This window comes from Caballeronia sp. LZ024, assembly GCF_031451455.1.
In the GTDB taxonomy this organism is placed as follows: Bacteria; Pseudomonadota; Gammaproteobacteria; order Burkholderiales; family Burkholderiaceae; genus Caballeronia; species Caballeronia telluris.
On sequence record NZ_JARUXL010000001.1, the window covers coordinates 2,126,663 to 2,150,842 of the forward strand.

The following is a 24,180-nucleotide window of genomic DNA, read 5'->3' on the forward strand; positions in this document are numbered from 1 at the left end:
CCTGCTGTGCCGCGGCCAACGGGCCGGCGCGGCGTCAATCTTCGGCCCGTTCCCCGCCGTACGAAAAGCGGAGAAACGGGCCGGAACGATACACGGTGCTGCAGTGGTACGGCGATACGACGATGTGAAGGCGTTCTGCGCGGCACGCTCCCGGATTAAAACACGAACGTGCCCTATCTCATAATGCCTCGTGAAGGAAGAGCGAGTTCGACTGGAACGACCGTGCGAGCTCTTCCGACGGCAGCGCGTGGCTGATGAGCCAGCCCTGGATGTGATCGCAGCCCATCTCGGTCAGAAGCTCGCGCTGCGCTTCGGTTTCGACGCCTTCCGCGACCAGTTCCAGCCCGAGCGACTGGGCAAGCCCGACCACCGCGCTCACGATCGCGCGGTTGTTGCGGGAGGTAAGCAGGTTTTCGACAAAACTGCGGTCGATCTTGAGCTTCGAGAGCGGAAAGCGCTGCAAATAGGCGAGGCTGGAATAGCCGGTGCCGAAGTCGTCGACGGCGAAGCGGATGCCGAACGCGCGCAGCTTCTGCAGGAGCCGCGTCGCTTCTTCGGGATCGTGCATCAGAAGGCTCTCGGTGATCTCGAACACGAGCCGCCGCGGATCGAGCCCCGTCAGCGTGAGCGCTTCCTGCACCGCGAAGGTGAAACGCTTGTCGCGGAACTGCTGCGGCGACACGTTCACCGACACGTAGTCGAGCCGGATACCGATCGCGTCCCATTGCACGAGCTGCATGCAAGCAGCCTTCAACACCCAGTTGCCGAGGTAGTTGATGAGACCGATCGACTCGGCGAGCGGAATGAACGTCGTCGGCGGCACGAGCCCGTGCGCCGGATGCTGCCAGCGCATCAGCGCCTCCACGCCCACCACGCCGCCCGAATGGCTGCTCGTGATCGGCTGGAAGTGCAGCGAAAACTCGCCGTTGCGCACGGCTTCGTAGAGATCGGCTTCGAGCTTGAGACGCTCGGCGTCGGTCGGATCGTCGTCGACCGCGTGGAAGACGAGCGTGTTGCCGCCCGACGACTTCGCCTCCGCGAGCGCGTGATCGGCCATGCGCAGCAGATGCGCGCCCGCCGTGCTGCCGGGGCCGCCGGCCGCGTCGGCGCCCGTTGCCGGATCGGCGTGATCGGGATAGAGCGCGACGCCGACGCTCGCGGAAAGATGCGTGTGCTGTCCGCGATAGCGATACGGCTGCGCGATCGCCGTCAGCACGCGCCGGCCGAGACTTTCGGCGGCTTCGGCGCTCGTTCCCGCCGGCAGCAGGACGGCGAACTCGTCGCTCGCGACGCGCGCCACGCGCTCGCCGTGCCCCGCCGCGTGCTGGATGCGCCGCGCCGTTTCGCGCAGCATGTCGTCGCCGGCGTCGTAGCCGAGCGCGCGGTTGATGCGCTGATAGTCGTCGATATCGACGAGCACGAGCGCCGCCTGCGTGCGCGTGTGCTCGGCTTCGGCCTGCACGGCGTTGACCGCGGCGATCAGCGCGGTGAGGTTTTCGAGGCCCGTCAGCGGGTCGTGGTGCAGCGCATGCGTGAGCCGCGCCTCGTTGTCGCGCCAGTGCGAGACGTCGAATGCGGCGAGCGCGAAGCCCGGCACGCCCGCTGCCGCGGTCGAAAGGAGGCGCAGTTCGACCGGAATCGGGTAAGTCAGCGACTTGACGAGCGACAGCGTCGCGGCTTCGAGCTTGCCGCTTGCGTGCGCGCGTGCCACGAGCGCGTTCAGTTCGTCGGCTTCGTTCGACGCCACGAGGTCGTGAAGCGTCAGCATGCCGAGATAGTCGCGGTGATAGCCGATGAAGCTGATGCTCGCATCCGACACGTAGACGAAGCGCAATGAGTCGTCGAGCTGGGCAAGGAAGTCGACCGTGCCGAGCGTCGCTTCGAGGTGCGCCGGCAACGAACGCGCGGCGGGTGCCGCCGGCATCGATTCGAGCGCTTTCGCGCATGCGGGGCCGGGAAGGTCCGGTTCCGGTGCCGCGCTGCTGGCGTTCGCGCCGCCAGCCGCCGGCGCGTGCGCATGCCGCTTCGACGCGCCGATCAGACCGAGCGCGTTGTCGAGTGCGGCGCGCCAGAGGCGGCGGGGGACGGTGTTCCGGTTCGCTTGCATGTTCTTGTAATGGCCTTCTGGTTGCGTGACCTGTCGGTGGACGCGTGGCGGCACGTCCGCTTGGGAGACTACCCGCGCGGATTTCACGCGCGCGTTTTCGCGCCTTTTCGCGCAACAGGTACACGCCCTATCAGGCAGGTTATCGGCTATGTCACGAATTACTTTAGTGAACGCGCCCGCTTCGCGCGGGGCCGTCGGCGCCGATGTTCCTGGCCGTCGGGATCGCTGTGAGCGCCTTGGTTTTCGGTTAAAGTGTCGCCGCGATTGCGGAACTTCCTACCGGATATTCATCGCAAACACCTTGCGCCAGAGCAACTTTGCGTTTCTTTTACCGATTCCAATCCGCCTCCTCGACTTGCCCGCCCATGTGTGATACGAGTTCGGTTCGGCCTTCGCTGGCCGGCACGCCGGCGCAACACATGCGGCGCGTCAGGCGTGCGGGTCGAGCACATACTGTTGAGTCATGGACGATTCGTTGCAGCCGACCGAGCCGGACGACGCGCGCGAACCGGAAAGCGTCTTTCTCGGACGCCAGCCGATTCTCGATCGCTCCGGCGCGCTTCACGCCTATGAGCTGTTGTTCCGCGACAGCCCGGACAATCGCGCGCCCGTCCACGACGACGTCCAGGCGACCGCGCATGTCGTGGCGCGCACGGTCGGCGAGATCGGCGTGTCGGCGGTACTCGGCGACTATCGCGGCTACGTGAACATGAACCGGGCGCTGCTCTTCGACGACATCGTTCACATCATGCCGCCCGAGCGTTTCGTGCTCGAAGTGCTCGAAACGGTCTCCTTCGACGCCGCGCTCTTCCGGCGCTGCGCGCAGTTGCGCGACGCGGGCTTTCAGCTCGCCCTCGACGACGTCGTGCAGCTCGACGACACGCTGCTCGCGGCGCTTCCTTACGTCGACACTGTGAAGATCGATTTCCTCGCCACCGATCAAAAGACGCTGCCCGCGCTCGCGGCCGAGGTCAAGCGTCACGGCCGGGCGCTGCTTGCCGAAAAGATCGAGACGCACGAGCATTTCCAGCGCGCCCGCGATCTCGGCTTCGATTACTTCCAGGGCTACTTCTTCGCGCGTCCGCAGGTGCTCGCGACGCGGCGTCCCAGCGCATCGCGCGTCGCGCTGATGCGGCTTCTGTCGCTGCTCGCCGACGACCCCGCCATCCACAGCCTCGAAGCGGAGTTGAAGCGCAATCCCGAAGTGGTCGTGCAACTGCTGCGCGTCGCCAATTCGAGCGCGTTCGGATTGAGCCGGCATGTTTCGTCGCTGCGCGAAGCCATCGCGGCGATCGGCACGCGGCAGATCACACGCTGGACGCAACTCCTGCTCTATGCCGACGGGCGCGGCCTGTCGTGGCGCTCGGACCCGCTCGTGCAGCTGGTCGGCACGCGGGCGCGTTTCATGGAACTTGCGGCGCGGGTCTTGCGTCCGTGGGATGATTCGTTCGCCGATTCCGCGTTCATGACCGGCATTTTCTCGCTGGTGCACGTCGTGCTCGACATGTCGGCCGCCGAGGCGCTGACGCGCCTGAGTCTTTCCGAGGCGATCCGCGCGGCGATCGTCGACGGACGCGGACCGCTTGGCGTCTTGCTGCGGATTTCGCAGGCGGCCGACCGGGGCGATATCCCCGAAGTCGACGCGAGCCTCGCCGACGCCGCGTTCGCCCGGCTCACCCCGGCGGTGCTGGCAAAGCTTCAGGTCGAGGCGGCGACGTGGTTTGCCGCGCATCGGCTGGAATGAGACGTGCGCTTTCTTTTCCGGACGCTGCACGGCGCCCGTTACCCGCAGGCTGACGAGACACGAGGAGACACATGAAACGCAACTTCGCAGGCAGGATGCGGGCGGCCGCGCTGGGCGCCGCACTCGCGGCGTACACGCTCGTCGCGTTCGCGACGCTCAAGCCGGGCGAGCGCGCGCCGTCGTTCGTCGCGCAGGCATCGCTCGGCGGCAACGTATACAACTACTCGCTCGCCGACGAGCTGAAGAAGGGTCCGGTCGTGCTGTACTTTTATCCGGCGGCGTTCACCAAGGGCTGCACGATCGAGGCGCACGAATTCGCCGAAGCGGTCGACCAGTACAAGGCCGAGGGCGCGACGGTGATCGGCGTGTCGCACGACGACATCGACACGCTCAAGCGCTTTTCCGTGAGCGAATGCCGCAGCAAGTTCCCCGTAGCGGCGGACGCGGGCTCGCAGATCATCAAGTCCTACGACGCGTCGATGCCGATGAAGGCGTCGATGGCGAATCGCGTGTCGTACGTGATCGCGCCCGACGGCACCGTCATCTACGAGTACACGAGCCTCTCGCCGGAGAAGCACGTCGCGAACACGCTGCAGGCGCTGCGAGAGTGGAACGCGAAGCACCACGCGCAATGACGCTCGTCCTTTTCACCCACGCCCGCTGAGTCGCGCGGATGCCGATCGTCGTCGCGCTCGCCGTCCTCGTCGCGCTGATCTACGGCGCGGTGTGGTCGTTTCGCGCGCTGTCGGCGCATTTCGGGCTCGGCGTCGCGACGGGCGCGGCGGTGGTGGCCGCGGCGCTCTTCGTCGCGGGGATTTTGTATCTGCTCTATCGCATCCGCGAAGTCGCGCCCAACATCGCGCGCGGGCAAGACGGCGACTGGACCCACGAACTGAGGCGCGAGTGGGGCGGCGTGCGCCTCGCGGCAGGCAAGCGGCTGTGCGATCTGCGCGTCGGCGAGGAACGCGGCGGCTATATTTTCGCGGACCTGCGCGGCGTGCGGATGGAGCCGGTCGCGAGCGCGGACGGCGCGTGGCAGATCCTGCTCGACGTCAAGGACGCGAAGCGCGGCGAATGGCGCCTGCCGATGCGCGACAGGCGCGAGGCGCTCAAGTGGACGCGCATCCTGACGCGGGCGGTGGAGCAGAAGTTGTAGCGCGGCTCAGCCGTGATACCCCCCTCAGCCGTGATATCCCATATCGCCCCGCACTTTCCCGCGAAACACCCAGTACGACCAGATCACGTACAGCACGATGATCGGCAGCAAAAACATCGTCCCGATCAGCAGGAACTGCTGTGACAGCGGCGCCGCCGATGCGTCCCACAATGTCACCGAAGGCGGCGCGATGAACGGCCACAGGCTGATCACCAGCCCCGTGAACGCCAGGAAGAACAGTCCGATCGAGCAGAGAAACGGCACGACGTCGCGGTCCTTGTCGAGGCTCGACCAGAGCGTCCACGTCAAAAGCGCCGTGAGCACGGGCACGGGCGCGAACAGGAAGCTCACCGGGAAATCGAACCAGCGCGTGGCGATGCGCGCGTCCTTGAGCGGCGTCCAGATGCTGATCAGCAAAATGAACGCGATCACGCCGATGAGCGCGAAGCGCGCCATCCGGCGTCCCCACGCCTGCAGGTCGCCCTCGGTCTTGAGCACGAGCCACGTCGTGCCCTGCAACGCATAGCCGAACACGAGGCCCGCGCCTGTCAGGAGCGGAAACGGCGCGACCCAGTCCCAGCTCGTCCCGGAAAACACGCGCCCTTCGATCGGGAAACCCTGGATAAACATGCCGAGCACGATTCCTTGCGAGAACGTCGCGACGAGCGAGCCGTAGCCGAACGCGCCGTCCCAGAGCCACTTGCGCGCGCCGACCACTTCGCGGAACTCGAACGCGACGCCGCGAAAGATCAGCCCGAGCAGCATGAAGAGAATCGGGAAATAGACGGCCGGCACGATGATCGCGAACGCGAGCGGAAACACCGCGAGCAGCCCGCCGCCGCCGAGGATCAGCCAGGTTTCGTTGAAGTCCCAGACGGGCGCGACCGAGTTGATCATCATGTCGCGATCGTGCGGGTCGCGCCGCAGCAGAAACACCATGCCGACGCCGAGGTCGAAGCCGTCGAGCAGCACGTACATGAACACCGCCAGCGCGAGAATGGCGGCCCAGAGTGGTACGAGGTCGAGCATCGCGGAGTCTCCGGTCCCAAGCAAGTTGCCGTTACGCGCGCGGCGGCGGTTCGGTGCCCTTCGCGGCCGACGCCGCCACGGCCTTGTTCGACAGTGCCGAAAGCGGCCGCGCGGCACGCTTCTCCGGTTCGAGCTGATCGCCTTCGTGGGCCTGCGTCGTCTCCGACGGCCCGACGCGCACGAGCCGGCGCAGCAGCGTGAACCCCGCGCCGAAAATCACGAGATAGGCGAGCACGTAGAGCAGCCACGAGAGCCCGACATTCGCCGCGGTGAGCGACGGCGTCACCGAGTCCTTCGTGCGCAGCAGGCCGTAGATGGTCCAGGGCTGGCGGCCGGCTTCGGTCGTCGTCCAGCCGGCGATCACCGCGATGAACCCGAGCGGCATGCCGAGCGTCGCGCAGCGCAGCCACGCGCGGCTTTGTTCGAGCCGCCCGCGCGCGAACAGCACGATGCCGGACAGCACGAGCGCGAACATCAAAAGCGCGATGCCGACCATGATCCGGAACGCGAAGAACACGACCGCCACCGGCGGCCGGTCCTCGCGGGGAAACGCCTTGAGGCCCTGCACCGTGCCGTTCGGATCGTGCGTCAGATAGATGCTGCCGAGCACCGGGATCGCGATTTCGAAGTGGTTCATCTCGGCGTCCTGATCGGGGATCGCGAAGAGATTGGCGGGCACGCGCGAACCGGTTTCCCACAGGCCTTCCATCGCGGCGATCTTGGCGGGCTGATGCTTGAGCGTATTGAGACCGTGCATGTCGCCGATCACCATCTGCACCGGCACCATGATGACGAGAAAGATCAGCGACATCTTGAGCATCACGCGGCTTTCCTCCAGCGCGCGCCGCTGGAGCACGTACATCGCGCCGACGCCGAGGATCACGAACGCAGCCGTCACGAGGAACGCGCTCACCGTGTGCCCAAGCCGGTACGGAAACGACGGCGTGAAGATCACGTCGAAGAAGCTGACGACTTCGAAGCGGCCGTCCGGCAGGATCCGGTGGCCTTGCGGCGTCTGCATCCAGCTGTTGACGGCGAGAATCCAGAACGACGAGATCACGGTTCCCGCCGCCACGAAGATCGCCGACATCACGTGCGCCCATTGCGGCACGAGCTTGCGCCCGAAGAGCAGCACGCCGAGGAAGGCGGCTTCGAGGAAGAACGCGGTGATGACCTCGTAGCCCATCAGCGGGCCGATGACGTTGGCGGCGATGTCGGAGAAACGGCTCCAGTTGGTGCCGAACTGGAATGGCATCACGATGCCCGAGACGACGCCCATGCCGAACGACACCGCGAAAATCTTCAGCCAGAACGCGGACAGCCGCCGGTACACATCGCGTTTGGTGATCCACCAGTTGAATTCGAGCGTGGCAATGAAGCACGACAGACCGACCGTGAAGGCCGGCAACAGAATATGAAAAGCGACGACCCAGGCGAACTGGAAGCGGGATAGCAGGACGGCATCGAACTCCATGAGCACTCCGCGTCGAGAATGTCGGATCGAACGGCCTCTGGCGGCGTCTTGGGCGATAAAGAAAACGTCGCCACGGCGACCGCGAATAATCGCAAACGTGCCATTCAGCTTAATACACGTTTCTCGCACGACGCGCTCTTTATTCGATATTTCCGCGCTGATCCGCTTTTGTCCGCCGAAATGGCGGCGCGTTGTCGAATAGTTCTAGCGCAGTTGCGCGCACGCGTATGCGACAGGTGAACGAATCGTCGCCGCGGATAAACGCTTCGCCAGACGCCCGAGCCGGATTTTGCACCGTTTTGGTACAATTACAGTTCACCTACAGCCGCGTGGACGACCGCGCGCGCTTTCGAATGTCAGGGGACGGCCCCAAGTTTCCAATGGAGTCCCCATGTCCTGGATTCTGCTTTTTATCGCCGGTCTGCTGGAAGTCGCCTGGGCGGCCGGGCTCAAATCGTCCGATGGCTTTACGCGGCTCTGGCCGTCCGTGTTCACGCTCGTGACCGCGACGGGCAGCTTCGTGCTGCTCGCCATCGCGATGCGGCAATTGCCGCTCGGCACCGCCTACGCCGTCTGGACCGGCATCGGCGCGGTCGGCGCGTTTATCTTCGGCATCGTGATGATGGGCGAGGCGCTCACGGTGGCGCGGGTCGCGAGCGCGGCGCTGATCGTGATCGGACTCGTCGGACTGAAGCTGTCTTCCGGGCATTGACCGGTGAGCGGTCAGCTGGAACGTCAACTGCTCAACCTTGGCGTGCAAGGCCTGACGCAGCATGGCTATAATGGTCTGAAGTCATCTCGAATTCGTCGTATCGAGCCGCGTTCGTTTCTTTTTTGCCCGCATCGTCGTTGAGGCGGGTGGCTTCTCCCGGCACCTCCGGCGGAAGCAATCGACGCCGGCGCTCGCCTGGATTAGAAACCGGGCGCGGCGCGTGCTGCACGCAAGGAGGCGGCAATGCTGGAAGCACTTTCGCTCGCAGCGGGCCTTTCGTGGGCCAGCGGACTGCGCCTGTACCTGACGATCTTCGTGGCAGGCGTCTTCGAGCGCATGGGCCTCGTGCATCTGCCGGACACGCTCGCGGTGCTGTCGTCGCCGTGGGTGATCGGCGTGGCCGCGTTTCTCGCGGTCGTCGAATTTCTCGCCGACAAGATCCCCGCCTTCGATTCGCTCTGGGACGCCGTCCACACGCTGATCCGCATTCCGGCGGGCGCGGTGCTCGCCGCCGCTTCGCTCGGCCACGCCGACCCGACGCTCGTCACCATCGCCGCGCTCGCCGGCGGCACGCTCGCGGGCGCGTCGCATTTCGCGAAGGCCGGCACGCGCGCGCTCATCAATCTCTCGCCGGAGCCGGTGTCGAACTGGGCGGCTTCCGCGACCGAAGACGTCGGCGCGCTCGGCGGCCTCACGCTTGCGTTCTTCGTGCCGCTCCTGTTCCTCGTGCTCGTGATCGCGTTTCTCGTGTTCGCCGGCTGGGCGCTGCCGCGGCTCGTGCGCGGCGTGCACGGCGGCGTGAGCCGCATGGCGAAGCACATGGTGCCGAGCGTCGACCGGTTCAGGCACCTCGATCGCCTGCGGAGCAAGCACGATTGAGCGCCGGTTCTCCGACAGCGACGACAGCGCGTCCTCCCGGATTGTCTCAACTTGCGCGTCAGTCCTTGAGAATGACCGCGCGCGACTGGCGCGCGGGCGAACTCACGATGCTGCTCTTCGCGCTCGTGCTGGCCGTGGCGGCGCTCGCGAGCGTCGGCTTTCTCGCCGACCGCATGCGCCAGGGTCTGGAGCGCGACGGCCGCCAGATGATCGCCGCCGACTTCGTCGTGCGCGCCGATCATCCGGTCGATCCCGCGTTCGCGCAGGAAGCGGCGTCGCTCAAACTCGCGACCGCGACCACCACCATCTTCCCCAGCATGATCAGCGCGACCGCCGCCAGCAGCAGTCCCGCGTCGCGACTCGCGGCGATCAAGGGCGTGTCGCCGGACTATCCGCTGCGCGGCGCGGTGCGCGTAGCACCCGCGCCCGGTGCCGCCGATGCGCCCGCCACCGCGATTCCCGCGCCCGGCACCGTCTGGCTCGATCCGCCGTTGCTCGATGCGCTGAAGACGCGCGTCGGCGGCACGGTGAAGGTCGGCACGCGCGTGTTCACGGTCGCGGCGGTCATCACGCGCGAACTGGACCGCGGTTTCGGCTTCGTCAACTTCTCGCCGCGCCTGATGATGCGCGCGGACGAACTCGCCAGCACCGGCCTCATCGGCTATGGCAGCCGCGTGACGTACCGGCTGCTGGTCGCCGGTCCGGATGCCCAGGTCGATCGGTTCGCCAAGTGGGCGCGTTCGCGCGTCGAAGGCGGCAAGCTGCGCGGCGTGAATCTCGAATCGCTGCAGGACGGCCAGCCGCAAGTGCGCCAGACGATCGACCGTGCGAGCCACTTTCTCACGCTCGTCTCGCTTTTGACGGCGCTTCTCGCGGCGGTCGCGATCGCGATGGCGGCGCACCGTTTCGCGCGCCGGCATCTCGACGGCTGCGCGGCGATGCGCTGCCTCGGCGTGAGCCAGTGGACGCTGCGCACGCTTTTCATCGGCGAGTTCCTGACGGTCGGCGTGCTCGGCAGCATCGCGGGCGTCGTGCTGGGCTTCGGCGGCCATCTCGTGCTCTTGAACTGGCTCGGCTCGCTGGTCGATGTCGAACTGCCGAACGCGAGCCCCTGGCCCGCGCTGCAAGGCATCGCGATGGGGCTCGTGCTGCTGCTCGGCTTCGCCGTGCCGCCGCTTCTGCCGCTCACGCGCGTGCCGCCGGTGCACGTGATCCGCCGCGAACTCGGCGACGAAGCGCGCGTCGCGTATGCCGCGTATGGCGCGGGCGTGTTGCTGTTCGCGCTCCTGCTCGTGGTCGCGGCGGGCGAGTGGAAGCTCGGCGGGATCGTCGCGGGCGGCTTCGCGCTCGGGCTTTTGGTGTTCGGCGGCATCGCGCGCGCGGCGCTCTGGGCGGCGGCGCGTTTCGTCAGACGCGAGCGCGGCGGCGCGGGCGTCGGCTGGCGGTATGCGCTGGCGTCGCTGGAGCGGCGCAGCGGCGCGAGCGCGCTGCAAATCACGGCGCTCGGCATCGGACTCATGTGTCTCCTGCTGATCGCGATGACGCGCAACGACCTGATCGCCGGCTGGCGCAACGCGACGCCGCCCGACGCGCCGAACCAGTTCCTCATCGACATCCAGCCCGACCAGCGCGCGGGCGTCGCGACGTATCTGACGCAGCACGGTCAGCCCGACGCCGCGCTCTCGCCGATGGTGCGCGGACGGCTCGTCGCGGTGAACGGCAAGCCGGTGAATCCGGACAACTACGAGAAGGCGGACGCGAAGCGGCTCGTCGACCGCGAATTCAACCTGTCGTACACGACCGAGTTGCCGGGCGACAACCGCGTCGAAGCGGGTAACTGGTTCGGGCCGAGCGACAAGCCGCAGGTGTCGATCGAACAGGGGCTCGCGAAGCTGATCGGCGTGAAGCTCGGCGACACGCTGCGCTTCGACGTCGCGGGCTTGCAGGTGGAAGGGCCCGTCACGAGCATGCGCAAGCTCGACTGGAATTCGTTCAAGGTCAATTTCTTCGTGCTGATGCCGCCCGCGGCGCTCGCCGATTTCCCGGCCACCTTCATCACGAGCTTTCATCTGCCGCCGACGCAGCAGACGCTGATCGACGGGCTCGTCGGCCAGTATCCGAACGTCACCGCCATCGACATCGCGCCGATCCTCGCGCAGATCCAGCGCACCTTGCAGCAGGTGATCGGTGCGGTGCAGTTCCTGTTCCTTTTCACGCTGGCAGCGGGCGTGCTCGTGCTGTACGCGGCGCTCGCCGGCACGCGCGACGAGCGCATGCGCGAGTCGGCGTTGTTGCGCGCGCTCGGCGCGTCGCATCGGCAGGTGCGCTCGGTTCAGGTGGCGGAATTCGTCGCGGTCGGCGCGCTGTCGGGCCTGATGGCGGCGCTCGGCGCGCAGGCGATCGGCTATGTGCTGGCGTCGCGCGTGTTCGAATTCCATATCGATTTCAATCCGTGGCTCGTGCCCGTGGGCATCGTCGCGGGTGTGGCGTGCGCCGGGATCGGCGGCTGGCTGAGCTTGCGTCGCGTGCTGTCGCGCCCGGCGCTGCAATCGCTGCGCGACGCATAGACTTTCATCGACAAACAAACGTATGAGCGAAGCGAACACCCAAGCACACACTGAAGCGCCGCAGCCGACGGCGTTCGAACTGGTCGGCGGCGAGGCGCGCGTGCGCGCGCTCGTCGACCGTTTCTACGACCTGATGGACCTCGAAGCCGAATTCGCGGGTATCCGCGCGCTGCATCCGCCGACACTCGACGGCTCGCGCGACAAGTTCTTCTGGTTCCTGTGCGGCTGGATGGGCGGCCCGGACCACTACATCAGCCGCTTCGGGCATCCGCGGCTGCGCGCGCGGCATCTGCCGTTCGCGATTGCGTCCGACGAGCGCGACCAGTGGTTGCGTTGCATGGCGTGGGCAATGGAAGACGTCGGCCTCGACGACAAACTGCGCGAACGCCTGCTTACCTCGTTCTTCGATACCGCCGACTGGATGCGCAATCGTCCGGGCTGAACTTCGTCAAGAATCGTTGACAATAGGACGGGCGAACGCTCGGCATAATGGCCGTTCCCCATCCGCCGGACATCACACCCCATGAGCACACGCGCACTCTTTCGCGAAGACGCCTACCTGACGCGCTGCGAAGCGACAATCACCGCCATCGACGAGCAGGGCATCCATCTCGACCAGACCGTGTTCTATCCGCTCGGTGGCGGCCAGGCGGGTGACGCCGGCACGCTGACGCTCGCGGATGGCACGCGCGTCGACATCGCGGATACGCGCAAGGCGAAGTTCGAGGGCGCGACCCCCGACGACGCCGTGCACGTCCCGTCGCCGGGACAGGAAGACGCGCTCGCGCGGCTCGCGGCGGGCGAGCGCGTGACGGCCGAGATCGACTGGGAAAGACGTTACCGGCACATGCGGCTCCATACGGCGAGCCATCTGATGTGCGCGGTGTTGCCGTATCCCGTCGACGGTTGCAGCATCACCACCGATTACGCGCGGCTCGACTTCGCGACGGTCGAGCCGATCGAGCGCGAGTTCGTCGAGGCGCGGCTCGCGGAACTCGTCGGCGGATCCCATGCGGTGCAAACCGAATGGATCACCGACGACGAGATGGCCGAGCGCCCCGAACTCGTGCGCACGATGAGTGTGAAGCCGCCGATCGGCCTCGGGCGCGTGCGCCTGCTGCGCATCGACAACGTCGATCTTCAGCCATGTGGCGGCACCCACGTGCGCAACACGGGCGAGATCGGGCGGCTGCGGGTCGCGAAGCTCGAAAAGAAAAGCGCGCGCACGCGGCGGCTCGTGCTCGAATTCGTGTGAGCGCGCGGCGCGACATGAACGGCGAGCCGCTCGATCCGCGCGCGCAAGAGGTGCTCGACGCCTGGTTCGGCGCGCCGGGTTCGCCCGACTTCGGACAGGAGAAGAAGGCGTGGTTCACCAAGAACCGCGCCTTCGATGCCGAGCTTTCCGCGCGTTTTGGCGCGCTGCTCGAAGAGGCGCACGCAGGCCGGCTCGCGCGCTGGGCCGACACGCCGCTCGGCGCGCTGGCGCTGATCGTGGTGCTCGACCAGTTTTCCCGCAACTGTTATCGAGGCACGCCGCGCGCGTTCGCCGGGGACGCGATGGCGCTCGCTCTGGCGAAGGCGCTGGTTGCCGCGGGCGACGATGTCCGCCTGCCGAGCGCGCAGCATCGCAACTTCGCCTACATGCCGTTCGAGCATGACGAAACGCCCGAAAGCCAGCGCGAGGCGGTGCGTCTTTTTACCGCGTTACGCGACGAAACCGGCGACGTGGGTTTTCTGGAATACGCGCGGGAACACGCCGAAGTCATCGAGCGTTTCGGGCGCTTTCCGCATCGCAATCGCATTCTCGGGCGCACGATGCGCGCGGACGAAGAAGCGTGGCTCGCGAAGCACGGCGGGTTCTAGCGCGCGGTTCTAACGGCCGCCCGTCACGTCGATGATCGCGCCCGTCACATACGACGACGCGTCCGAAAGCAGCCATACGATCGCTTCTCCGACTTCGTCGGCGCTGCCCGGGCGTCCGAGCGGCGTCTGCACGCCGAGTACCGCCGCGCGATCCGGCTTGCCGCCGCTCGCGTGGATTTCGGTGTCGATGAGTCCCGGGCGGATGGCGTTCACGCGCACGCCTTGCGGTCCGAGTTCCTTCGAGAGGCCGATGGTGAGCGTGTCGATTGCGCCTTTCGAGCCGGCGTAGTCGACGTATTCGTTCGGTGCGCCGAGCCGCGCCGCCGCCGACGACAGGTTCACGATCGAGCCGCCCTTGCCGCCGCGCGTCACCGACATGCGCCGCGCCGCTTCGCGTGCACCGAGGTAGGCGCCGAGCACGTTGGTGTCGAAGACGCGCTTCAGGCGCGCGAGATCCATGTCCGCGAGGGCCGCACCCGGGGCGACGATGCCCGCGTTGTTCACGAAACCGTCGATCGGGCCGAAGGCGGCCTGCGTCGCGTCGAACATCGCGATGACGGCGGATTCGTCGGTGACATCGGCCTGGATCGCGATGGCTTTGCCGCCCGCGGATTCGATCCTGGCGACCGTATCGTGGGCGGCGGAGGCGTTGGTCGCGTAGTTCACCGCGACGGACCAGCCGCGCATTCCCGCCTGGATGGCCGCTGCGCGGCCGATGCCGCGGCTGCCGCCGGTGATCAGGATGACTTTCGACATGGGTTGGCGTCTCCGAGGGGTGTTGTTGTTTGACACTATCTGATGTTTCTGCGCTTCTATGGTCCACCAAGGGTTTCAGACCGGCTTGAGTTCGTATCCGTCCATAACGTTTTTTTGCAGATCGTAGCTGCATTTCGCAAAAGCGGGGAGAGATCGGGGAGCGAACCGGGCGCGGCGGCAACCTTGATAACGGACCTGCACGACATGACTGAAGCCCCGTTTTCGCAACGTGAACTCGAGTCCTACAGGAACCCCGGCGCGACCCTCGTCAAACGCGCGGTAGCATCCGACTTGCGCCTGTACGACGCCCGATCAGAGCCAGTTCGACCATCGCTGCCCCGACCTGCGGATCCACGCGGTTCTTCGGCAACGGACGCAGAGCTAATAGACCACGAAGAAAACACGTTCCCCGGAAGCGCAGATCCATCAAGCGGTGTTGAACAACCACCGCCCCCTCAGTGCAACTGAAACTTCCCGACCAATCCCTTGAGCGCCCGCGCCTGATCATCGAGTGACTGCGCGGCGGCCGCCGCCTGCTCCACGAGTGCGGCATTCTGCTGCGTCCCGGCGTCCATCTGCGTGACAGCGCGGCCGATCTCCTCGATGCCGCTCTTCTGCTCCGCCGACGCCGCCGAAATCTCGCCCATGATGTCGGTCACGCGCCTGACCGCCTTCACCACTTCGTCCATCGTGGCGCCGGCCTCGTGCGCATAGGTCGAGCCGTCCGTCACGCGCGACACCGACGCGTGAATCAAGCCCTTGATTTCCTTGGCCGCCGCCGACGAACGCTGCGCGAGCGATCGCACTTCGCCCGCCACCACCGCGAAACCGCGTCCCTCCTCGCCCGCGCGCGCCGCTTCGACCGCCGCGTTCAGCGCGAGAATGTTCGTCTGGAACGCGATACCCTCGATCACGCCGATGATGTCGCCGATACTCTTCGCGCTCGCGTTGATCTGCTCCATCGTCGCGACCACGCGTCCGACCACCTCGCCGCCCTTCTCGGCGATCTCCGACGCGTTATGCGCCAGCATGCTCGCCTGCTGCGCGTTGTCGGCGTTCTGACGCACCGTCGACGTCAGCTGCTCCATGCTCGTCGCCGTCTTTTCTAGCGCGACCGCCTGCTCCTCCGTGCGATGCGAGAGGTCGACGTTGCCCGTCGAAATCTCGCTCGACGCCGAAGCGATCGCCTCGGCGCTCGCCGCAATCTCGCCGACCGTCGACGACAGCCCCGACTGCATGTCCGAGAGCGCGCGCAGCATGCTCGCGTTGTCGCGCGTCGAGAGGTCGATGCGGTTCGAGAGGTCGCCCGCCGCGATGCGGCTCGCAATCTCCTTCGCATAGCCCGGCTCGCCGCCGAGCTGTCCCGCGAGGCGCCGCACGACCCATTCGCTCACGACGATCGCAAGGACGAAGAGCGCCACCGTCAGCGCCGACACCATCACGAACGACGACTGATAGATGAACGCGGCGGCATCGATGGTCGCCTTGGCGGCGGCGCCCCGGCGCGCGACGAGTTCGTCGACCATCTTTTCGAGCTTGCCCGTTTCGACCAGCAGCGACACGTCCTGGATGCCCACCTGCCAGTTCATCTGCGACAAATCGAGCGGCTGCTCCTTCACGAGCTTGACGAACGTGCGCAGGTTCTCGCTCCATTTCGTGACGCCTGCCGCGAAACGCTTCTGCTGCGCGAGCGCATCCTGATCGGAAGCGTCGATGTGCTGCTGCAACTGCGCCTGTTCCTTGCCGATCTCCGTCAGCGCCTCTTCGATCTGCGCGCCGAGTTCGTCGCGTTCCTTGGCCGTGGTCGCGGTGAGCAACATCTTTTGCGAGCGGCTCGCGCGCAAGAGATAGCCGCGCGTTTCCTCGGCGGCCCGGCTCGCGACGTAGCCTTGCTCGTAAATCGACCCGGTCGAGCCGTTCAGACGGCTGATCTGCGTGAGCGCGATCGCGCCGATCGCGAGCGTTCCCGCCAGCACGAGCGCGAAGGCGAGCCTGAGCGACGCCTTCACCGACAATCCGCCACGGCCGGCCGCCGTGCGGCGCGTTCTGGATGCACCCTTTGAAGCTTGCGAGACTGAGCCCGCGCCGGCATGGCCGCGCAGCGAAAACGGTTTCATCGATTCATTCCCCGAATGATTCTGGTTGCAGGCCGCGTGTCGGAAAACGCATGCCTTTGTCACTGGTCTACGGCAGTCGCGTCGCAAGTCTTGAGTAGGGTGTTTCCCGCGCCCGGATTCGATGAAGCCGCGCGCCGCCTGCGTTCTTGCCGCCGTCGACGCGTTATAACCGGCCAAAAAAAACGTGCGTGCGCAAATCTCGCCGACGCCGCGCGTGGCATGTCCATTTCGCGACAAAGGTTGGCAGGACAACGCGTACCGGACACACTAAACTACGTCCTATTCGACCTGCTCATGAATCGCCTAATACAGCGAGCGGCTGAAAAAAGTTCCAAGAGACCACCTTCCGGCAGACTTTTCACCATGCAAACGAGCATCGACAAAGCCGCGCTCAGCGCGGCGCCTTCCGTTTCCGCGCCGCCGGCCGCCGCCCAACGCACGGTCTATTCGGTTCTGGGTGCGATCAGCTTCTCGCATCTGCTGAACGACATGATCCAGTCGCTGATCCTCGCGATCTATCCGATGTTCAAGAGCCAATTCGCGCTCTCGTTCGCGCAGATCGGCCTGATCACGCTGACCTACCAGATCACGGCGTCGCTGCTGCAGCCGCTCGTCGGCCTCTACACCGACAAGCATCCGAAACCGTGGTCGCTGCCCGTCGGCATGGGCTTCACGCTGTGCGGGCTGCTCCTGATGTCGGTCGCGGGCAACTTCCCGACACTGCTCGTCGCGGCGGCGCTCGTCGGCTGCGGGTCGTCGGTGTTTCACCCGGAATCGTCGCGGGTGGCGCGCATGGCCTCGGGCGGCAAGCACGGCCTCGCGCAGTCGCTCTTCCAGGTGGGCGGCAACGCCGGTTCGTCGCTCGGGCCGCTCCTTGCCGCACTGATCGTGATCCCGCACGGACAGAAGAGCATCGCGTGGTTCTCGGCGGCGGCGCTCGTCGCGATCGTCGTGCTGGCGAACATCGGGCGCTGGTACAAGCGCCATCCCGCGACCAAGAAAGGCCGTGCGCAGGTCGCGCATGCCACCCTGCCGCGCAACAAGGTGATGCTCGCGATGAGCGTGCTCGTGCTGCTCGTGTTCTCCAAGTACTTCTACATGGCGAGCATCATGAGCTACTTCACGTTCTATCTGATCAGCAAGTTCGGGCTGTCGGTGCAAAGCGCGCAGGTGCATCTGTTCGTGTTCCTCGCGGCGGTCGCGGCGGGCACGATCATCGGCGGCCCGGTCGGCGACCGGATCGGGCGCAAGGTCGTGATCTGGGTGTCGATTCTCGGCGTCGCGCCGTTCACGCTGCTGCTTCCCTACGCGAACCTGTTCTGGACCGGCGTGCTCTCGGTGATCATCGGGCTCGTGCTGGCGTCGGCATTCTCGGCGATCCTCGTCTACGCGCAGGAACTGATTCCGGGCAAGGTCGGGATGGTGGCGGGGCTCTTCTTCGGTTTCGCGTTCGGCATGGGCGGCGTGGGCGCCGCGGTGCTCGGCCATCTCGCCGATTCGACCAGCATCGACTACGTGTACAAGCTCTGTTCGTTCCTGCCGCTGATCGGCATGCTGGCCGTGCTGCTGCCGCGCACGTCGGAGCCGAAGCCGAAAACGGCCTGACGACGTTCCTCACGCTTGCTTGCGAAAACGCCCGCTTCGACGCTGTCGAAGCGGGCGTTTTTTCGATGCGCGTGACGCGTGTTTCAACCTCGCGCGCCGAGCGCCGCCTTCACCTGCTGCAACGCGCCGATATCCTCGATGGTCGGCAGGTCGCCCGGTTCGCGCCCTTCCGCGAGCGCGGCGATCGCGCGACGCAGGAGCTTGCCCGAGCGCGTCTTCGGCAGCATCGAGACGAAATGCACGCGCGCCGGACGGGCGATCGCGCCCAGTTGCGTATCGACGGTATGCGCAAGCTCCGCTTCCAGCCCTTCGCGCACGCCCGGCGCGTTCAGGCGATCCGCGTCGCGCAGCACGACGAAGGCGAGTGCCGCCTGCCCCTTCACCGGATCCGCGACGCCGACGACCGCGACTTCCGCCACCGCCGGATGGCTGGAGAGCGCTTCCTCGATCTCACGCGTACCCAGCCGATGCCCCGCCACGTTGATGACGTCGTCGGTGCGTCCGAGGATCGAGACATAACCGTCGCCGTCCTGCACGCCCCAGTCGAAGGTGGAATAGATCTGCTGGTTCGGCACGCTTTTCCAGTACGTATCGACGAAACGCCGGTCGTCGCCCCACACGGTCTGCATGCAGCCGGGCGGCAGCGGATAGCCGAGCGCGATCACGCCCTTCTCGCCCGGCGCGCACAGGGCGCCCGTCTGCTCGTCGCGCAGCGTGAGGTTGAAACCCATCGACGGCACGCCGGGCGAGCCGAGCTTCGGCGGCAGGTCTTCGATGCCGTGCGGGATCGCGATCATCGGCCAGCCGGTTTCGGTCTGCCAGTAATTGTCGACGACGGGTTTTCTGAGCGCGCCCTGGATCCATTGCGCGGTCGGTTCGTCGAGCGGCTCGCCCGCGAGGAAGAGCGTGCGCAGGCTCGACAGATCCGCCTGCTGCATCAGTTGCGGGTCCTGCTTTTTCAGCACGCGGATCGCCGTCGGCGCGGTGAACATCAGGTTGATCTTGTACTGCTCGACGAGCCGCCACCAGACGCCGCCGTCCGGGCGCACCGGCGTGCCTTCGTACATGACGGTCGTGAGCCCCGCGATGAGCGGCGCATAGATGATGTAGCTGTGGCCGACCACCCAGCCGATATCCGACGCGGTGAACATCACGTCGCCCGCCGCGCCCTGGAAGATGTGCTCCATCGACGCCGCGAGCGCGACCGCATAGCCGCCGACATCGCGCTGCACGCCCTTCGGCCGCCCGGTCGTGCCGGACGTGTAGAGCACATACGACGGCTCGTTCGATTCGAGCCATTCGCACGGCACGCAGGCATCGAAGAACTGTTCGCGCAGCGGCTCGTAGGCGATGAGATACGGCGCCTGCAGGCGCTCCGGGGCGAGCTGGCGGTCGATCAGGAGCACCTGCGGCACCTTGTAGTCGGCGCGCGAGAGCGCTTCGTCGACGAGCGGCGTGTAGTCGATCACCTTGCCCGCGCGCGCGCCGGCATCGGCGGTGACGATGAGCGCGGGCTTCGCATCGTCGATGCGGGCCGCGAGATTCGGCGCCGCGAAGCCGCCGAACACGACCGAATGAATCGCGCCGAGCCGCGCGCAGGCGAGCATCGCGAAGAGCGCTTCGGCAATCATCGGCAGATAGATCAGCACGCGATCGCCCTTCTTCACGTGCAGCGAGCGCATCACGGCCGCCATGCGGTTCACTTCGGCATGCAGTTGCGCATACGTGTAGCGGCGCTCGATGCCCGTCTCGGTGGAGACGTAGATCAGCGCATCCTGCTGTGCGCGCGACGCGAGATGACGGTCGACCGCGTTGTAGCAGAGATTCGTGCGCCCGCCGACGAACCAGCGCGCGAACGGCGGGCGGCTGTCGTCGAGCACCTTCTCGAACGGGGTTTCCCAATGGATGCGGCGTGCCTGTTCGCCCCAGAATGCCTCGGGCGCTTCGATCGAACGGCGAAACTCCTCACGATAAGTCGTCATTCGCTCCCTCTGATAGCAGTATGCAGTCTGCTTCAGAGCATAGAGCAGCCCGACAGGGCGTGCTAGAGAGGGACCGCCCTATGCGCGCGGCGGCGAACGGGCGCCGCATCCGCGCGCGGTTCGGCCGCCGAGTGCTTGAGCAGCACGGGCGCGAGATCGACGGCCACCCGCATGCTCGACACCACGACTGTGCGCACGCCGCTGTCCCCTGTGACGATGCGCCACGCTTCGCGCGTCGTCGCGCGTGCTTCGATGCGCGGCTCGATCACGATGAAGCCGCGGCAGTAAGCCGCGAGCGTCGCCGACTGCGCGCGCAGCCACGCGGTGCGCAGTCGCGTGTCGTCGAGGGTTTCGTCCGCGCTGTGCTCCGACACGATGACGAACGGCGTCCTCAGCGCGAGCAGGCGCTGCATTTCGACGCGCCACGCGAACGCATAACCCGGTTTTACCGCTCGGCGGCGCAGCCGCACGAGCGGGAAACGGCTGGCGTCGTGCATCGGCTGATCGGGAGGCTGGATGGCCGCGGCCGTCGCGGAGGTCGGAGTGAGGTCGGAAGCGATCACAGCGGTTTCGGGCTCCAGTAGTTCAAGGCGGCGACGAGGTTGCCCCACTGCGACTGGCGCGGCTTCACCCGTTTTTTCGACGACGCCTTCGGCGCGGCGCGCTCGCTTTGCGCTGGCGCGCAGGCCGCGCTCGTCTCCCACGCGCGACGCGTGGTGTCGAGCACCTTCGCCGCGTTCACGGAGATCGCGGTGGCGGCCGTGTCGAGAGGTGTTGCGGATAAATTCGGTTCGGTTGACGCGCGTGGCATGTCGGGCCTCTGGTCTCGTGCGAACCCCATTGTCTTGAGAATCATTCTCAACTACACGCGGGCTTTGCCGAGGGAAGCGCGACGCGATTCAGGAGCGGGAGCGCAGAAAGCGCGACAGGATGCCGGACGAATACGCGCCGGCGATCGCCATGAGGAATTCGGCGAAGGAAGCGGGCGCGGCGGCGTCGGCGGTATCGGAGATCGTACGCACGACCGCGCACGGCACGCCGTACTCGTAGCACACCTGCGCGAGCGCGGCGCCTTCCATCTCGACGGCGAGCGCGTCCGGCAAGACTTCGCGCAACGCGAGCACGGCGTCGTGGCTCGCGATGAAGCGATCGCCGCTCACGATCAGACCGCGATGCACGCGCGGGCGGGACACCGTGAAGCGCTCCCGCAGCGCATCGCCGGCCTGTTCGAGAAACGCCTCCGACGCCGCGACGAGCAGCGCGCTCAATTCGGCGGAGGTTTCGAAGCGCGCTTTGTCGAGGAGCGGCACCTCGAAGCGCGGAAAGAGCGGCGACGCGTCGAGGTCGTGCTGCATGAGCGCATCCGCTACGACGATATCGCCGACCTGCACATCCGCGTGCACGCCGCCCGCGACGCCGGTGAACACGATCGCATCCGCGCCGAATTCGTGGATGAGCGCGGTGGCCGTCGTCGCGGCGGCCACCTTGCCGATGCGCGCGAGCGTCGCGACACAACGCACGCCATGCGCCTCGCCGACGTGATATTCACGCTGGCCGAGCGTGGTCGTTTTGACGTCGCCGGCGGCGCGCATAGCCGCGATCAGGTCGCCGAGTTCCTGCGGCAGCGCCGCCATGATGCCGAGCATCTCGACTCGATCCGTCATTCCACGGCTTGTAGCTTCGCGACCGCGAGCGCCAGCCATTTTTCGCCGTGCCGCTTGAAGCGAACCTGCGCGCGGGCGTCGGCGCCCGAGCCTTCGAGCGCCGTGACCGTGCCTTCGCCGAACTTGTTGTGAAACACCGCCTGGCCGACCTTGAAGCCGGTTTCCGCGGCGCGCTGCTGGTTGGCGAACGCGGGCACGGGCGCGCCGGCATCGGGATTCACATAATCCGACGACGACGACCGTTCGCGTCCCGGCCGCGCGAACCAGTCGCGGCCCCAGCCGGCGTTGTCCGCGCGCCCGCCCCAGCGCGCGCCCGCTTCCACCTTCGGCGTGAGCCACTTGAGCGAGCCTTCGGGCAACTCGTCGAAGAAGCGCGAGCGGATGTTGTAGCGCGTCTGGCCGTGCAGCATCCGACTTTGCGCGAAAGAGAGATAGAGCCGCTCCTTCGCCCGCGTGATCGCCACGTAGGCGAGCCGGCGCTCTTCCTCGAGTCCGTCGGTTTCCTGCGCGCTGTTCTCGTGCGGAAAGAGGCCCTCTTCCAGCCCGGTGATGAACACCGCCGTGAATTCCAGCCCCTTCGCCGCGTGGACCGTCATTAGTTGCACGGCGTCCTGGCCGGCCTGCGCCTGGTTGTCGCCGGCTTCGAGCGACGCGTGCGAGAGAAAGCCCGCGAGCGGCGTCATCGTGTCGGGGTTTTGCGCGGGATCGGCGGGACTCGCGGCATCGAGCACGTCGACCGACGGATCGTCCGTCGCAAGCGCGATTTCCGGCGCGGCCGTCGCGCCCGGGCGCAGCGGAATCGACCGCGCGGGCGTGTCGAGCCCGTAGCCCTCTTCGCTCACGAACGCCGCCGCCGCGTTGACCAGTTCCTGCAAATTCTCCAGCCGGTCCTGCCCTTCGCGCTCGGTTTCGTAGTGCGCGGCGAGACCGCTCGCGCGAACCACGTACTCGACCGTCTCCGGCAGGCTCATCTGCTGCGTCTCGGCGCGCATTTTCGCGACGAGCGTCGCGAACGCGCCAAGGCTCGAACCCGCCTTGCCCGCCACATAGGGCACGGCGGCCGCCATCGAACAGTTGTAGAGACGCGCCGCGTCGGCGAGTTGCTCGATCGAGCGCGCGCCGATGCCGCGCGTCGGGAAGTTCACGACGCGCGCGAACGCGGTATCGTCGTTCGGGTTGTCGATCAGGCGCAGATACGCGAGCGCATGCTTCACTTCCTGCCGCTCGAAAAAGCGCAGCCCGCCGTACACGCGATAGGGAATGCCCGCGTTCACGAGCGTGTGCTCGATCGTGCGCGACTGCGCGTTGCTCCGGTACAGCACCGCGATCTCGCCGCGCGAGAGGCCCGTGTTGATCAGCGCCTTGATTTCCTCGACGATCCAGCCCGCTTCCTGCGAATCCGTCGCCGCCTCGTAGACGCGCACCGGCTCGCCGTGTCCGGCGTCCGTGCGCAGGTTCTTGCCGAGCCGCCGCGAGTTGTTCGCGATCAGGAAGTTGGCCGTGTCGAGGATATGGCCGTGCGAGCGGTAGTTCTGCTCCAGCTTGATCAGATTGCGCACGCGGAATTCGCGCTCGAAGTCATGCATGTTGCCGACGTTCGCGCCGCGAAACGCATAGATCGACTGGTCGTCGTCGCCGACGGCGAAGATCGCGTTGTGTTCGCCCGCGAGCATCTTCAGCCACGCGTACTGGAGCTTGTTGGTGTCCTGGAATTCGTCGACGAGAATCTGCCGGAAGCGCGCCTGATAGTGCGCGCGAAGCGGCGGATTGTGCGCGAGCAGTTCATAGCAGCGCAGCAGCAGCTCCGGAAAATCGACGACGCCCTCGCGCTGGCATTGTTGATCGTAGGCTTCGTACAGTTCGACGAACTTGCGATTGAACGCATCGGTCGCATCTACGTCCTTCGGACGCAGGCCCTGCTCCTTCGCGTTGTTGATGAAATACTGAAGGTTTTTCGCCGGGTACTTCTCGTCGTCGATGTTCAGGCCCTTCATCAGACGCTTGATCGCGGAAAGCTGGTCGGCGGTGTCGAGGATCTGGAACGTCTGCGGCAGGCCGGCGTCGCGGTAATGCGCGCGCAGCATGCGGTTGCACAGGCCGTGGAACGTGCCGATCCACATGCCGCGCGTGTCGATCGGCAAAAGCGCGGAGAGACGCGACATCATCTCGCGTGCGGCCTTGTTCGTGAACGTGACGGCGAGAATGGTCGGCGGCGACGCATAGCCCTGCTGGATCAGCCACGCGATGCGCGTGATCAGCACGCGCGTCTTGCCGCTGCCGGCGCCCGCGAGGATCATCGCCGGCTCGTTCGGCAGCGTCACGGCGGCGAGTTGTTCGGGATTCAGGTTGGCAAGCAGATCGGGCATGAGGGATGTCTTCCGGTGGGTCGAACATTATAAGACCGCTCCTACCAGTGCGTACGCGCATGCCGGGCCGCCGCGCCGGGCGCTTTCGTCCGACCGTCGGCGCGAAACCTTATAATTCGCTGTCCACCCGCATTTTTTCACGCATTTTTCGGCAGATTC

The 24,180-nt window shown here is 66.4% G+C and carries 20 protein-coding genes; 10 read left to right on the forward strand and 10 right to left on the reverse strand.

The genetic code is table 11. The features are described from left to right. Positions 1 to 178: 178 nt before the first annotated feature. Entirely contained in the window at positions 179 to 2,107 is a 1,929-nt protein-coding gene (locus QCE48_RS09510) for a GGDEF domain-containing protein (RefSeq protein ID WP_309788074.1), read from the reverse strand. Positions 2,108 to 2,570: 463 nt separating this feature from the next. Here QCE48_RS09510 and QCE48_RS09515 point away from each other — a divergent pair, with 463 nt between their 5' ends. The 3 genes from QCE48_RS09515 (at position 2,571) to QCE48_RS09525 (ending at position 5,007) form a co-directional block, all read left to right on the forward strand. After that, positions 2,571 to 3,851: an EAL domain-containing protein gene (locus tag QCE48_RS09515; protein ID WP_309788073.1), complete on the forward strand. Its 1,281-nt coding sequence runs from the start codon at positions 2,571 to 2,573 to the stop codon at positions 3,849 to 3,851. A gap of 71 nt (positions 3,852 to 3,922) precedes the next feature. Next, on the forward strand, positions 3,923 to 4,486 hold the full coding sequence (locus QCE48_RS09520; protein ID WP_309788072.1) for a peroxiredoxin: 564 nt from the start codon (positions 3,923 to 3,925) through the stop codon (positions 4,484 to 4,486). A gap of 38 nt (positions 4,487 to 4,524) precedes the next feature. Beyond that, positions 4,525 to 5,007 carry a hypothetical protein gene (locus tag QCE48_RS09525; protein ID WP_309788071.1) on the forward strand — a complete coding sequence of 161 codons (483 nt, stop codon included), beginning with the start codon at positions 4,525 to 4,527 and terminating at the stop codon, positions 5,005 to 5,007. Between the two features lie 24 nt (positions 5,008 to 5,031). Here the strand turns inward: QCE48_RS09525 and cydB are convergent, their stop codons facing one another. Both cydB and QCE48_RS09535 read right to left on the reverse strand, forming a co-directional pair. Continuing rightward, positions 5,032 to 6,036, reverse strand: a complete 1,005-nt coding sequence (gene cydB / locus QCE48_RS09530) for a cytochrome d ubiquinol oxidase subunit II (RefSeq protein WP_309788070.1) — start codon at positions 6,034 to 6,036, stop codon at positions 5,032 to 5,034. Positions 6,037 to 6,067: 31 nt separating this feature from the next. Next, positions 6,068 to 7,510: a cytochrome ubiquinol oxidase subunit I gene (locus QCE48_RS09535; RefSeq protein WP_309788069.1), complete on the reverse strand. Its 1,443-nt coding sequence runs from the start codon at positions 7,508 to 7,510 to the stop codon at positions 6,068 to 6,070. 391 nt (positions 7,511 to 7,901) lie between these two features. Between QCE48_RS09535 and sugE the strand changes: the two genes are divergently transcribed. From sugE to QCE48_RS09565, 6 genes are all read left to right on the forward strand, one after another. Continuing rightward, positions 7,902 to 8,222 (forward strand): quaternary ammonium compound efflux SMR transporter SugE, encoded by a 321-nt coding sequence (gene sugE, locus QCE48_RS09540; protein WP_309788068.1) that lies wholly within the window; start codon positions 7,902 to 7,904, stop codon positions 8,220 to 8,222. Positions 8,223 to 8,465: 243 nt separating this feature from the next. Then, positions 8,466 to 9,101, forward strand: a complete 636-nt coding sequence (locus QCE48_RS09545; protein ID WP_087630556.1) for a DUF4126 domain-containing protein — start codon at positions 8,466 to 8,468, stop codon at positions 9,099 to 9,101. Positions 9,102 to 9,172: 71 nt separating this feature from the next. After that, positions 9,173 to 11,668 carry an FtsX-like permease family protein gene (locus QCE48_RS09550; RefSeq protein WP_309788067.1) on the forward strand — a complete coding sequence of 832 codons (2,496 nt, stop codon included), beginning with the start codon at positions 9,173 to 9,175 and terminating at the stop codon, positions 11,666 to 11,668. A 22-nt stretch (positions 11,669 to 11,690) separates the two neighbouring features. Beyond that, positions 11,691 to 12,110 (forward strand): group II truncated hemoglobin, encoded by a 420-nt coding sequence (locus QCE48_RS09555; RefSeq protein ID WP_309788066.1) that lies wholly within the window; start codon positions 11,691 to 11,693, stop codon positions 12,108 to 12,110. 81 nt (positions 12,111 to 12,191) lie between these two features. Further along, the gene (locus QCE48_RS09560) at positions 12,192 to 12,923 is read left to right on the forward strand and encodes an alanyl-tRNA editing protein (RefSeq protein WP_309788065.1); all 732 of its coding nucleotides are present in this window, start codon (positions 12,192 to 12,194) and stop codon (positions 12,921 to 12,923) included. A gap of 14 nt (positions 12,924 to 12,937) precedes the next feature. Next, on the forward strand, positions 12,938 to 13,531 hold the full coding sequence (locus QCE48_RS09565; protein ID WP_309788362.1) for a DUF924 family protein: 594 nt from the start codon (positions 12,938 to 12,940) through the stop codon (positions 13,529 to 13,531). A 9-nt stretch (positions 13,532 to 13,540) separates the two neighbouring features. Here the strand turns inward: QCE48_RS09565 and QCE48_RS09570 are convergent, their stop codons facing one another. Together QCE48_RS09570 and QCE48_RS09575 are read right to left on the reverse strand one after the other, a co-directional pair. Continuing rightward, positions 13,541 to 14,287, reverse strand: coding sequence for an SDR family oxidoreductase (locus tag QCE48_RS09570; RefSeq protein WP_309788064.1), 747 nt, complete (start codon positions 14,285 to 14,287; stop codon positions 13,541 to 13,543). Positions 14,288 to 14,742: 455 nt separating this feature from the next. After that, the gene (locus QCE48_RS09575) at positions 14,743 to 16,404 is read right to left on the reverse strand and encodes a methyl-accepting chemotaxis protein (RefSeq protein WP_309788063.1); all 1,662 of its coding nucleotides are present in this window, start codon (positions 16,402 to 16,404) and stop codon (positions 14,743 to 14,745) included. A gap of 363 nt (positions 16,405 to 16,767) precedes the next feature. On the opposite strand from QCE48_RS09575, the gene QCE48_RS09580 reads away from it, so the two are divergent. After that, complete coding sequence (locus QCE48_RS09580) at positions 16,768 to 18,009, forward strand: MFS transporter (RefSeq protein WP_309788062.1); 1,242 nt, start codon at positions 16,768 to 16,770, stop codon at positions 18,007 to 18,009. An 83-nt stretch (positions 18,010 to 18,092) separates the two neighbouring features. Here QCE48_RS09580 and QCE48_RS09585 read toward each other — a convergent pair whose 3' ends face one another. From QCE48_RS09585 to QCE48_RS09605, 5 genes are all read right to left on the reverse strand, one after another. Further along, complete coding sequence (locus QCE48_RS09585) at positions 18,093 to 19,991, reverse strand: propionate--CoA ligase (protein WP_309788061.1); 1,899 nt, start codon at positions 19,989 to 19,991, stop codon at positions 18,093 to 18,095. A gap of 62 nt (positions 19,992 to 20,053) precedes the next feature. Further along, entirely contained in the window at positions 20,054 to 20,554 is a 501-nt protein-coding gene (locus QCE48_RS09590; protein ID WP_309788060.1) for a hypothetical protein, read from the reverse strand. Then, complete coding sequence (locus QCE48_RS09595; protein ID WP_309788059.1) at positions 20,551 to 20,802, reverse strand: hypothetical protein; 252 nt, start codon at positions 20,800 to 20,802, stop codon at positions 20,551 to 20,553. Before QCE48_RS09595 ends, QCE48_RS09590 begins: the two co-directional genes overlap by 4 nt. Before the next feature lie 88 nt (positions 20,803 to 20,890). Further along, positions 20,891 to 21,655, reverse strand: a complete 765-nt coding sequence (locus QCE48_RS09600; RefSeq protein ID WP_309788058.1) for a 5'-methylthioadenosine/adenosylhomocysteine nucleosidase — start codon at positions 21,653 to 21,655, stop codon at positions 20,891 to 20,893. Beyond that, positions 21,652 to 24,021, reverse strand: coding sequence for a UvrD-helicase domain-containing protein (locus QCE48_RS09605; RefSeq protein ID WP_309788057.1), 2,370 nt, complete (start codon positions 24,019 to 24,021; stop codon positions 21,652 to 21,654). Before QCE48_RS09605 ends, QCE48_RS09600 begins: the two co-directional genes overlap by 4 nt. Positions 24,022 to 24,180: the final 159 nt, after the last annotated feature.

Coding starts and splice junctions, on each gene's coding strand:
- QCE48_RS09510 (WP_309788074.1), bottom strand. CDS start 2,107: ATGCAAGCGAACCGGAACACCGTCCCCCGCCGCCTCTGGCGCGCCGCA.
- QCE48_RS09515 (WP_309788073.1), top strand. CDS start 2,571: ATGGACGATTCGTTGCAGCCGACCGAGCCGGACGACGCGCGCGAACCG.
- QCE48_RS09520 (WP_309788072.1), top strand. CDS start 3,923: ATGAAACGCAACTTCGCAGGCAGGATGCGGGCGGCCGCGCTGGGCGCC.
- QCE48_RS09525 (WP_309788071.1), top strand. CDS start 4,525: ATGCCGATCGTCGTCGCGCTCGCCGTCCTCGTCGCGCTGATCTACGGC.
- cydB (WP_309788070.1), bottom strand. CDS start 6,036: ATGCTCGACCTCGTACCACTCTGGGCCGCCATTCTCGCGCTGGCGGTG.
- QCE48_RS09535 (WP_309788069.1), bottom strand. CDS start 7,510: ATGGAGTTCGATGCCGTCCTGCTATCCCGCTTCCAGTTCGCCTGGGTC.
- sugE (WP_309788068.1), top strand. CDS start 7,902: ATGTCCTGGATTCTGCTTTTTATCGCCGGTCTGCTGGAAGTCGCCTGG.
- QCE48_RS09545 (WP_087630556.1), top strand. CDS start 8,466: ATGCTGGAAGCACTTTCGCTCGCAGCGGGCCTTTCGTGGGCCAGCGGA.
- QCE48_RS09550 (WP_309788067.1), top strand. CDS start 9,173: ATGACCGCGCGCGACTGGCGCGCGGGCGAACTCACGATGCTGCTCTTC.
- QCE48_RS09555 (WP_309788066.1), top strand. CDS start 11,691: ATGAGCGAAGCGAACACCCAAGCACACACTGAAGCGCCGCAGCCGACG.
- QCE48_RS09560 (WP_309788065.1), top strand. CDS start 12,192: ATGAGCACACGCGCACTCTTTCGCGAAGACGCCTACCTGACGCGCTGC.
- QCE48_RS09565 (WP_309788362.1), top strand. CDS start 12,938: ATGAACGGCGAGCCGCTCGATCCGCGCGCGCAAGAGGTGCTCGACGCC.
- QCE48_RS09570 (WP_309788064.1), bottom strand. CDS start 14,287: ATGTCGAAAGTCATCCTGATCACCGGCGGCAGCCGCGGCATCGGCCGC.
- QCE48_RS09575 (WP_309788063.1), bottom strand. CDS start 16,404: ATGAAACCGTTTTCGCTGCGCGGCCATGCCGGCGCGGGCTCAGTCTCG.
- QCE48_RS09580 (WP_309788062.1), top strand. CDS start 16,768: ATGCAAACGAGCATCGACAAAGCCGCGCTCAGCGCGGCGCCTTCCGTT.
- QCE48_RS09585 (WP_309788061.1), bottom strand. CDS start 19,991: ATGACGACTTATCGTGAGGAGTTTCGCCGTTCGATCGAAGCGCCCGAG.
- QCE48_RS09595 (WP_309788059.1), bottom strand. CDS start 20,802: ATGCCACGCGCGTCAACCGAACCGAATTTATCCGCAACACCTCTCGAC.
- QCE48_RS09600 (WP_309788058.1), bottom strand. CDS start 21,655: ATGACGGATCGAGTCGAGATGCTCGGCATCATGGCGGCGCTGCCGCAG.
- QCE48_RS09605 (WP_309788057.1), bottom strand. CDS start 24,021: ATGCCCGATCTGCTTGCCAACCTGAATCCCGAACAACTCGCCGCCGTG.